Below are 8,007 nucleotides of genomic sequence, written 5' to 3'. Positions count from 1 at the left end.
GGGATTGTAGTAACGGAAACGATTGTAGTCTAACTCTGCGCTTACTTTTGTCTCGCGCGAGTGAATACTTTTTGCTTCTACTCTATTCCAGTTGAAACAAATAGATAGGACTAAAAGTATAAAGTATAGATACTTTTTCATTGGCTCAAATTTATAATTTTTTATTCCATTTGAAAGAAAAATCATTTTTTCTTCAACTGTTCTATAATTTGACTAATTGGAAGTACTTGTAATAACGATTTTAAACAAGCCGTTATAACTCTTAATTTTTTAGTTGGAATAATCCAAAATAAAAATATTAATACTACTATAAAAACTAATATCATCAATATATTTAAATTCATATCATTATATTTTTATACCCATACTTTTAAGACAATTTTTTATTATATCGTCTAGTCATTTATTTGTATCAAATGTATTTCAGTGAAGATTTAAAAAAAAGGACATGAAAGTTGCTATTTTTTCACTTCTCTTTAATATTAAATACATAAAATTTATGGAGTAAAAATATTTCAGTTTTACTAAGTAATCTATGTCATATTTTCACTATTCATAGAATGTTTGGAATATGAAAGTAAATTTGTATTCCCATACAATTTTTTATTGTAAAAACATATGTCATGTTTTTACATATAAATTAAGATATAATCTTAATTTAAAACAAAAAACGCTAAGTGTTTGTTTTTCAAAAACTTAAATCATATAAAAAAATGACAAAATTTGCAAAGATTTTTTCTGTCCCTCCTGCTTAGTTTAAATAAATGATAATCAATACATTATAAAAACAAAAAGGGACAAGGTTTATTTTATATACAATTATGTTTTTATTCCTCCCCTTTTTTTACCAATTGAAAGAAAAAAATAACGGATTTTTTAGTGTTTTTTTCTTTGCAGTTTTTCTTTTAAAAAAAACAGTAAAAAAACGTACGAGCTTTTTATAAAAGAGGGTTGCGAGTTTTTAAAAACGAGCTCTATGCGCTACCGCGAGCAGTAAAGCGAGTGTGCTAGCGCGGGCGGTGGGGGCTTGCCAAAATTTAAATCTATATTCCTTATTATTTTTTGGCGAATAAACCGCCCGTAAGCGGGGTTAAGGGTGGTTTACTTCTTTACATGGGTGATTCGTCCCCGTGGCGCGAAGCACCTGCCTGCGAGCAAAACTAACAAGCAACGGCGGATGCGACTTTAGGAGCAGACGAGAAAGTTGCGGATGAGGACAAGCGAAACACGTGAAACAGCCAAACGTAAGTGAATACTTGCAACTGGAGTGCTGGGCTGTGTAACTGGGTTTGAGCGCGGACGAATGCCTTTGCAATGGGCGTTTGAGTTGGTGGTTGACTTTTGTTTTATTGGGGTTGGTTTGAGAGGGTTTCTAGTTGGTTTGACTTACTTTGTTTAATGGATGTAAATTTTCAATCTCATTTTTCAACTGTTCTAAGTTTGTAGTTTGGTATTGTTGAGTAATCGAACTTTTTTTATGACCTGAAAAAACCTGAACTTTTCTTAAATCATGTTTGTTAAGTAGGTTCTTGATTACACTCTGCCTTATCTTTATGGGGGTATATTTTTCTTGTCTTTTAAAATTAATATAGTGATTAATTCCTTTGGCTCTTAGTTTATGTCCTGGTTTCCTGCTGTGTTCAAAGACATAGTTTCTGTTTTCTTTAAACAGCTTATAGTGTTCTGTAACTAAATAGATTTGTTCGGCTTTGAGTTTTAGGGTTCTAGTTTTTAAATAGATTTCTGCTTTTTGTATTTCTATATCTTTAGGTTTTAGATTTGCTATTTCTTGTATGGTTAATGCTTGATATACTAAAAGGCTTACCATGAGTTTTTTATGTTTGGGGGTTTGTTCTAAGTAGTCTTTGAGTTGTTTTTCTGTATATAAGAGCTCTGTCTTTATACTTTTATCTATCTTGTCTTTGAGTTGTAGGTCTTTGCAGGGATGGTCTTTTCTTTTGCCTGCTTGTTGTAAGTAATGGTAATAGGCTTTGATATGGGCTAATCTGCTTTGTAGGGTTTTGGGGCTGTTGCCTTGTTTGCGTAGGGTTTGTATATAGTGTAAGATTTCTTTTTTCTGGGCTTGTTCTGGGTTTTTAATGTGGCGTAAATACTTGTTTATTCCTATTAAATAGCTTTGTATACTTTCTCCTGTATATTGTTCTTCTAAATAATCTTTTAAAGTTTTCATATATCATAAATCTAACTGGGTAATTCTTGTATATTTTTGGGTTGTATCTAAATATTTATGTCCTAAAAATTCTCGTACACTTTCTAGTTTTACCCCCTTTTCTAGTAAATGGGTAGCAATGGAATGCCGTAAGCTATGTAAAGTAATATTTTTGTTTAGGGTAGTTCTTTTAAGTATTTTCTTTAGTAGTTCTAAGGCGGTATGTTTTTTCATTCTTTGTTGTTTTTGATTGAGTAATAGGGCGGTTTCTTTGGTTTTTATTCGGTTTCTTTGGTGTAAATACTTAGTAAAGTCTTTTTGTAGGGTTTGATTGATGGGTATTATTCTTCTTTTGCTGTTCTTTCCTTGTTCTACGATCACTAGTTTGTTTTTTATGTCTACGTCTTCTGTATTGATTCTTTCTAGTTCTATGGCTCTGAGTCCACAGCCGTAACTCAGATGTAAGATTATTTTTTCTTGTAGGTTTTTTGTTTTACTGTACAGGATTTGTATTTCTTCTTGGGTGAGTATTATCCGTTCTTTATAGGGTTGTTTTTCCAGATGTAAAATAAGGGTTTCAAAAGGGTTTTTACTGATATATTTACTTTCTTTTATATATCTAAAATATTCTTTGGGGTGTGTGTAATACTGATATATTGTACTGCTATGTAATTTTCTTTGTTTTAATTCTTTTATATAATTTTCTAGGTCTTTTGTTTGTATTTGTTTCTCTTGTTTGTTTGTAAAGGTTAAAAAGCTTTTTATGTTTCTTATCTTGCTGTAAATGGTGTTGGCGTTATACCCTAGGGTGTGTAATTCTGATTGATAGTAGTAGAGCAGGTCGGCTTTTAGGTTATCTTTTTTCATTTTTACCGTTCGCTGGATATTTGTATTTGATTAGCAATGAGTTATCGTGTTTTAGTGTTCGGTTGGTTTCCGCTTGGTGTTCACTGGTGCTCGGTTTATAGTTTTTCTAATTGGTTGTAAAAGTACTCTTTGAGGTCTTTTCTTACTTTTTGCATATTGTCGTTATGGGCTATTTTGTATTTATAGCCTTTGTTGGGGTGTCCGAACTGTTGTAAGTATTCTAATTGTACTAATTGGTTTAAATAGTATTGTAATTGGGTTTTCTTGAGTCCTGTGCTTTCCATAATATGGAACCTTGTAAATTCTTGGGTTTTAAAGTGTTTTTGTATGTTTTCATAAAACTGTCTAAGGCTTCCGTCTAATTCGTCTATTTTTAGGATTATGCTTTCAAAGAGTACTTCTATGGCGATTTGTAAGTCTTCTTTTTCGGTTATGATTTGATTATCGGTGGAGATTCTCCGATTTTTTTGGTTTAGGTAAGTGATCTGTCTTATGATGGATTGGAACATTTGATTTAGTCTTCTCTTTTTATGTACGTTGTCGGGTAATTGTAACTGGGTGGCATAGGGATTAATAACTTCTAGGTTCTGCAGGCTTCTTATGTAGTCTTGTAATTGTTTTTGGGCTTGTTTTTCCTGCAAGGAGCTTAGCTCTCCTGCGTATTTTTTATTTTGGTATTCTATGATTTTTTGGCTTTGTTCTTGGCTTTCGTCTACGGCGAGGATAAAGCTTCGGCTCATGTTGTCTTCATAAATATCGCCTTTGGTAGTAGCCGATAAGGAACTAAAGATACCGCGTACTTTTTTTTGGGTGCTTTTGATGTTGCCTTTTTTGTCTTTGATGCTTACGCTACTGCTGAGTTTTTGACTGCTGATGAGTTCTCGTAAGCTATATAGGGCTTCTTCTTTTAAGCCGTCGAGGTCTTCGATAATGATATTTTTACCTACTAGATCCCATTCGCCCCAGTTGTATAAACTGCTTTCGGTGATTCGGGTGAATCGTAAAACATCTTCGGGGGGCATGAGGTCGGCGATCTTAGAGATTAAATGGGTTTTTCCGCTTCCTGAGCTGCCTTGTACGATGGCGTGTAGGGGTTTGGGGGTTTTGTAAGAGCTGGCTATGATAAACAGGAGTAATCTGGTGTTTTCTTCGCCAATGATTCCGCTTTGCTCAATTAATTGATTGATTTGGTTTAGGGTTAAGTTGGGGGGTTCTTCTATTTTTTTACTTCTTTCTTCTAAATTATTGTTATTTCTTATTTCTAAATTCGTCCTTTTTTCTAGTAGTTCTGTAAAGATTTCGGGAGAATGTAATTGTAAGGTTTCGTTGATGTCTTTGTTGGGGAGTTCTAGGGTGGTGAGTTGTAATTTTGGATTTTGGTTTGTTAATTCTTTGGCTAATTTCTCTGTGGCTTGTTTTCCTGCTCTATCATTGTCAAAGATTATTATTATTTCTTCTAACTGCTTTAATTCTTGGATTGCTTGTTTGTGTTCTGATGTAAAGCCGTTGGTTCCATAGCAGGCGAGTACACTATACTTTTCTCTGATCTCTTGTATTTGCAAAAGACTGGATGCATCTATAATACTTTCGGTTAAAATTAGTTTTTGGGTTTCTGCCCTGGGATAACAGGGATATAAGCCCGATCTGTTTTTTAGATAATAGTGATTCTTGTCTTTAATGCTTCTCCCATAAAGGCTTATAATTTTTCCGCTTGTATCTTTTAAGGGAAAAACGATACAATTGACTATTCCTTTATAGGTTCTTCCGTTGTAGCCGATTTCTAGTTGTTCGGGGGTTAGATTTCTTGATAATGTATATTCATTTGCTTTTTTACTTTGTCTTAAATTTTGTTTCATTTTATAAAATACTTCTTCCAGCTTATCCATAGGCAACTCTTGGTATTCTTTTACGCGTCCGTTTCTGTAACGGCTACTGGGCTCGCCTATGAATGTTTGGGCTTTTACAATAGCTTGTGCTTTGGTGAGTTTTTCGTAATACATAATAAAGTCTATGACATCGATAACCTTATTGGATTGGGGGCAGTTTCCGCTGTAACATCTGACGGTATTGGAATCGTTAAAGATTTGCATGCTGGGGGTTTGGTCTTCGTGAAAGGGACATCGGCACATCTGGTTTTTGACTGGTATCTGATAATGCTCTAATACTTCTTGAATGCTTAATTTTTGTTTGATTTCTGGGATACTCATAACTAGGGTTTTTTATTGAGTAAGTTTTTTTAAAAATATTTTTTACAACTATTTAGGTGCAAATATAACACTTCTGTAATTTAATGCAAAGCATTTTAGATTTCTATATAACAGATTAGGTTTGTATTTTTGTTATTTCAATTCAAATAGTGTGTAAATACAACAATTATGGGGTTAGGTAATAGAATTATATCTTTAAGGAAAGTTCAAAAGCTTTCTCAGGGTGATCTTGCGAGTAAGATTGGGGTGCATCAAAATGTATTGGGAAGATATGAAAGGGGCGAAGCTAAGCCTTCTATTGAAATGGCTTCTAAAATAGCAGATTGTTTGGGCGTTTCTATTGATTATCTGGTGGGTAAAATTGATGTTGAGATTGATAAGGTTATCTTAGATAAGATTATTGCTATTCAAAAATTGCCTGAGGAGGATAAATCGCATATCATGTATTCTCTGGATGGGTTGATTCAACATGCTAAAAATAGATTGGCTTATAAATAAAAATAAAACCGATTCATCTTTGAATCGGTTTTATTTTTTATCTACTTTTGTATTTCCAAACTTCACATTATGATTTTTAAAATACTTTGCCCGTACGGTATGGTGGCAGAAACAGAAATGTCTGCAACGCTTGTGAAGGCGTGGAACATCTTAGCCTGCGGGCTTTTTTTTCCAAACTTCACTTTTTATGAAAAACACAGATTTTTCCAATCTAAACAACAATTTAAACCCTGAAAGCCTTAAAGTGTTTTTAACTGCCTTGGATAATTTCTCTTTTATTGGGGATTACCAGCAGTTGGGTTTTTCTATTCAGGCGCTTATTAAAGCTCTTAAAATCGCTATTTTAGACCCAAAGGATTCTTTAAACAGGGACGAGTTTTTTTTGCTTTTGTCCTTACTCTTAGAGCTGATCCCTAAAAGCGAATGGGAACTCTTAGACAAGCTGTATAAGAATTAATTAAAACAAAACACCAACCTTTAGGGTTGGTGTTTTTGGTTTATTCTTTTTTATCTATAAATATAAAAGGTTCTTTTAAATTGTTTTCTTTTATATAACTATCATACCAATCAAAATAATCTTCAGGTTCTTGTGAGCTAATTCCTCCATTTTCAGGAAGCCAATACATTTCTCCATAAGCGCCTAACATAGCCCAATGATATTCTAATTCATGACTCACTAATGCAGTACTTGAATAAGAATAAGGAGCTTTAAATATACCAGATTTCTTATCTGAAATTATTTTTTCAGCTTCTACCTCTGTTTTATTCGCATATTTAATCAAAATACCTTTGATAATAGAGAGCCAAGAGCTAAAATGTACTACTATAATATCCTGTGTTTTTTCATCTGTAAATTTTAATTCCTTTTCCATTATCTACTTGCATTTTATTTTCCCTTATTTTTAAGTCTTTTGTATAAAAACGAATTGTATCTATATATTTCCTTATTAAAGCTCTGAAAGTGGCTATTTTAGACCCTGCGAATTCTTTAAACAGGGACGAGCTTTTTTGCTTTTGTCCTTACTCTTAGAGCTGATCCCTAAAAGCGAATGGGAACTCTTGGATAAATTGAATAAGGCTAAAAGCTCGGTAAAATACCAAGGTTTTAGCCTTATTAATAAACTTTTAATAGCATTTACAGAATTTCATCTATAGAATTTATGAATATTTCATTCTCTTTAATCTCTTTAGGAAGTTTCTCAATAAACTTATCAAATTCTTCTTTCCCTAAAACTTTTTCAATATTAAATAAGAATAATGGTAAATTAGATGACTCTAAAACATTATTAAGTTTAACTAAATAATGTTTTGATAAATATTCTAAAGCTATATTTTTATCAATATTTAATACAAAGGAAAAAATATAGGGATAATCAATACTATACTTAATTAACTCATAAAGCTCATCAGTTGTATAACTATAAGAATTATTATTCATAGAAGCTATAAACATTTTTAATTCATGCTTTTCTTGATCTATTAGTTTAATTCTTTCAATTATATCTTCAATTTCTATAATTTTTTCTTCAAACAATAAACATTCTCCAATAACATTAGCACCATCCAGAAAGCTGAATTTGAATCCTTCCTTTAACACATCTTTCGGAGCCTTTTCTGATAGAAAAAAAACTTCATCTGCTATCGACCTATATCCTTGATCTCTAGGTGAAATATTAAATTTGAATGCTATACTCCAAGCTTCATTTAACTCAGGAAAATGAATTTGAGTATGTAAAACTTTTGCTGATGGTAAAAGTCTTTTTTCTCCATCAAATATATTTTTATCCCAATGAATTAATGATTTCATTATTTACAATGTACTCTAATAGAATTAACTTTTTTAACTTCTGTCTTTCCATTTAAATCGGTTGCCTCAATAGCTCTTGCTGGACCAATTCCATCTAGATGATCTACTTTATAAGCACCAGATGCAACCGCATCATCTACATCAAAAGTAACTACATAAAATTTTGAATCGCTTCCATGCCCCATAGTTTTACCCCATTGTACAGCATCATCATAACTTTCAGCAAACCACTTTGCTTCCATACCTCCAGAATCTCCACCAGATTTCCAACCATTTTGAATAATATCAAAATATTCTGCTCTAGTCATAGATCTAAATAATTCCATCAATCCAAACAAGTCGACCATCGTATTGGAGTCGTATACATACGCATACATGTTAGGGTTATTACCTGCCAGTCCGATGGGGTCTTTGCTGATGTATTGTCCAGTTTCGGGATTGTAGTAACGGAAACGATT

The 8,007-nt window shown here is 32.6% G+C and carries 8 protein-coding genes; 2 read left to right on the top strand and 6 right to left on the bottom strand.

All coding sequences use genetic code 11. The features are described from left to right. Positions 1–1,372 precede the first annotated feature (1,372 nt). The 3 genes from ETU10_RS00080 to ETU10_RS00070 all read right to left on the bottom strand — a co-directional run bounded on the left by ETU10_RS00080 (position 1,373) and on the right by ETU10_RS00070 (position 5,244). Positions 1,373–2,191, bottom strand: a complete 819-nt coding sequence (locus ETU10_RS00080; protein ID WP_146309240.1) for a tyrosine-type recombinase/integrase — start codon at positions 2,189–2,191, stop codon at positions 1,373–1,375. 3 nt (positions 2,192–2,194) lie between these two features. Continuing rightward, positions 2,195–3,037 (bottom strand): tyrosine-type recombinase/integrase, encoded by an 843-nt coding sequence (locus ETU10_RS00075; RefSeq protein ID WP_146309239.1) that lies wholly within the window; start codon positions 3,035–3,037, stop codon positions 2,195–2,197. Positions 3,038–3,132: 95 nt separating this feature from the next. Then, positions 3,133–5,244 carry a toprim domain-containing protein gene (locus tag ETU10_RS00070; RefSeq protein WP_146309238.1) on the bottom strand — a complete coding sequence of 704 codons (2,112 nt, stop codon included), beginning with the start codon at positions 5,242–5,244 and terminating at the stop codon, positions 3,133–3,135. Positions 5,245–5,412: 168 nt separating this feature from the next. On the opposite strand from ETU10_RS00070, the gene ETU10_RS00065 reads away from it, so the two are divergent. Together ETU10_RS00065 and ETU10_RS00060 are read left to right on the top strand one after the other, a co-directional pair. Then, the gene (locus ETU10_RS00065; RefSeq protein ID WP_146261111.1) at positions 5,413–5,742 is read left to right on the top strand and encodes a helix-turn-helix domain-containing protein; all 330 of its coding nucleotides are present in this window, start codon (positions 5,413–5,415) and stop codon (positions 5,740–5,742) included. Between the two features lie 187 nt (positions 5,743–5,929). After that, entirely contained in the window at positions 5,930–6,199 is a 270-nt protein-coding gene (locus tag ETU10_RS00060) for a hypothetical protein (RefSeq protein WP_146309237.1), read from the top strand. 40 nt (positions 6,200–6,239) lie between these two features. Here ETU10_RS00060 and ETU10_RS00055 read toward each other — a convergent pair whose 3' ends face one another. From ETU10_RS00055 to ETU10_RS00045, 3 genes are all read right to left on the bottom strand, one after another. After that, positions 6,240–6,614, bottom strand: coding sequence for a hypothetical protein (locus tag ETU10_RS00055; protein ID WP_146309236.1), 375 nt, complete (start codon positions 6,612–6,614; stop codon positions 6,240–6,242). A 263-nt stretch (positions 6,615–6,877) separates the two neighbouring features. Continuing rightward, positions 6,878–7,549: a hypothetical protein gene (locus tag ETU10_RS00050; RefSeq protein WP_146309235.1), complete on the bottom strand. Its 672-nt coding sequence runs from the start codon at positions 7,547–7,549 to the stop codon at positions 6,878–6,880. Beyond that, a partial coding sequence (locus tag ETU10_RS00045; protein WP_317129678.1) for an RHS repeat-associated core domain-containing protein occupies positions 7,549–8,007 on the bottom strand: 459 nt, incomplete at its 5' end. The genes ETU10_RS00045 and ETU10_RS00050, both read right to left, overlap by 1 nt.

It is taken from the genome of Apibacter muscae, from assembly GCF_007845595.1.
Taxonomy (GTDB): domain Bacteria; phylum Bacteroidota; class Bacteroidia; order Flavobacteriales; family Weeksellaceae; genus Apibacter; species Apibacter muscae.
This window is presented reverse-complemented; position numbering and strand designations above follow the sequence as displayed.